We start from the raw sequence: 2125 nt of genomic DNA on the forward strand, positions 1-2125 counted from the left end.
CAGATTTACGATTCTTGATTTTAGATGTAAATCTAAAAGCAGTATTTCGATATCAACAATACTAAATCTTTATCTTTAACTTAAATTGTATTATTTGAACTAACAGCAAGAGTAATATAATGTCTTTATTTGTTTCCACTTTAACTTTTCGTCTTCTTTCCCTAGCGTGTATTGCTACTAACACTAAGGCTCTAGAAAGGAGGTGTTCCAGCCGCACCTTCCGGTACGGCTACCTTGTTACGACTTAGCCCTAGTTACCAGTTTTACCCTAGGCAGCTCCTTGCGGTCACCGACTTCAGGCACCCCCAGCTTCCATGGCTTGACGGGCGGTGTGTACAAGGCCCGGGAACGTATTCACCGGATCATGGCTGATATCCGATTACTAGCGATTCCAGCTTCACGGAGTCGAGTTGCAGACTCCGATCCGAACTGTGACCGGTTTTGTAGATTCGCTCCTGGTCACCCAGTGGCTGCTCTCTGTACCGGCCATTGTAGCACGTGTGTAGCCCAAGGCGTAAGGGCCGTGATGATTTGACGTCATCCCCACCTTCCTCTCAGTTTGCACTGGCAGTCTCGTTAGAGTTCCCGACATGACTCGCTGGCAACTAACGACAGGGGTTGCGCTCGTTATAGGACTTAACCTGACACCTCACGGCACGAGCTGACGACAACCATGCAGCACCTTGTAAATTGTCTTGCGAAAAGTCTGTTTCCAAACCGGTCAATCTACATTTAAGCCTTGGTAAGGTTCCTCGCGTATCATCGAATTAAACCACATGCTCCACCGCTTGTGCGGGCCCCCGTCAATTCCTTTGAGTTTCATTCTTGCGAACGTACTCCCCAGGTGGGATACTTATCACTTTCGCTTAGCCACTGAACTTGCGCCCAACAGCTAGTATCCATCGTTTACGGCGTGGACTACCAGGGTATCTAATCCTGTTCGCTACCCACGCTTTCGTCCATCAGCGTCAATCAATTAGTAGTAACCTGCCTTCGCAATTGGTATTCCATGTAATCTCTAAGCATTTCACCGCTACACTACATATTCTAGTTACTTCCTAATAATTCAAGTCAGACAGTATCAATGGCCGTTCCACCGTTGAGCGATGGGCTTTCACCACTGACTTATCTGACCGCCTACGGACCCTTTAAACCCAATGATTCCGGATAACGCTTGGATCCTCCGTATTACCGCGGCTGCTGGCACGGAGTTAGCCGATCCTTATTCTTACAGTACCGTCAATCTTCCACACGTGAAAGGGTTTCTTCCTGTACAAAAGCAGTTTACAATCCATAGGACCGTCATCCTGCACGCGGCATGGCTGGATCAGGCTTGCGCCCATTGTCCAATATTCCTCACTGCTGCCTCCCGTAGGAGTCTGGTCCGTGTCTCAGTACCAGTGTGGGGGATCTCCCTCTCAGGACCCCTACCCATCGTAGCCTTGGTATGCCGTTACCATACCAACTAGCTAATGGGACGCATGCTCATCTTTCACCGTTGTGACTTTAATATAATCCTGATGCCAGGTCTATATACTATGAGGTATTAATCCAAATTTCTCTGGGCTATCCCTCTGTGAAAGGTAGATTGCATACGCGTTACGCACCCGTGCGCCGGTCTCTAGGTCCGAAAACCTATACCCCTCGACTTGCATGTGTTAAGCCTGCCGCTAGCGTTCATCCTGAGCCAGGATCAAACTCTTCATCGTATATTGTTGAGGCCAGATAAATCTGGTCTCTTTGTTTATGTGACTGAAGTTCTAGTGGTTTTTTCAAATCTTTCGATTCTATTACTCTTTATTATTTGTCTCGTCTTTCGGACGAGACGGCTGTCAATTCAATATGTCTAGGAACGTGTTCTTCTTGTTTTTAAACTGAATTTATTTCAGTTTCTCACTTTGATTCGCACTACTTAAAGTGTCTCTCAAAGCGGGTGCAAAAGTGCAACTTCTTTTCTTAACTGGCAAGAAATTTTTGAAGTTTTTTTAGAAAATTTTTATTTTCTTTTTCTTCTCGTTTTCTTATCAGTTTGTCAAGGAACTTTGCTTGTTTTGCGGGGTGCAAATGTAACATCCGTTTTCCAATCTCACAAGCTTTTGTAAATCTTTTTTTTGAAAATAAATTC

1 rRNA gene is annotated in these 2125 nt (G+C 45.4%); it reads right to left on the reverse strand.

Annotated elements, in window-relative coordinates:
* Nucleotides 1-195: 195 nt before the first annotated feature.
* Nucleotides 196-1709: ribosomal RNA gene (locus tag ACFX5F_RS16175) — 16S ribosomal RNA — on the reverse strand.
* Nucleotides 1710-2125: the final 416 nt, after the last annotated feature.

The sequence above is a fragment of the Flavobacterium zhoui genome, from assembly GCF_042787235.1.
GTDB classification, from domain to species: domain Bacteria; phylum Bacteroidota; class Bacteroidia; order Flavobacteriales; family Flavobacteriaceae; genus Flavobacterium; species Flavobacterium zhoui.